Annotated in this window: 1 protein-coding gene; it reads right to left on the minus strand. The window is 41.5% G+C overall.

The annotated features are described in order from the left end of the window. Positions 1 to 354 (minus strand): condensation domain-containing protein (locus FS818_RS28405; protein WP_145336750.1); only part of this gene is annotated, 354 nt, incomplete at both ends.

Raw genomic sequence — 354 nt, forward strand, 5'->3', positions numbered from 1 at the left:
GTTATTGTATTGTTGGAGCAACACGCCCCATACCGTTTGCATCAAACTATTTAATGTTAAGTTGTGGCGTCTGCAAAGCAAATTTAACTTCTCCGTCTGCGCCTCTTCGAAGAGATGAATACTCTCGCTAAACTCATAGCCTGTGTTACTTTGTATCCGTTTTATATGAGATAGTTCCGACCGATGACTATAAGATTCCAAATATTGACTCCAATATGTCAATGCTTCTTCTTTGTCTTGCTTTTCCAACCAATTGATATAGTCGCTATAAGGATACGCCGGTAGCAACCGAAGAGGGCGATCATTACGAAGCCCCTCATAAATTTCAAGGAATTCGGAACGAAGGATCCCCGA

The organism is Paenibacillus xylanexedens (genome assembly GCF_007680605.1).
GTDB classification, from domain to species: Bacteria; Bacillota; Bacilli; order Paenibacillales; family Paenibacillaceae; genus Paenibacillus; species Paenibacillus xylanexedens_B.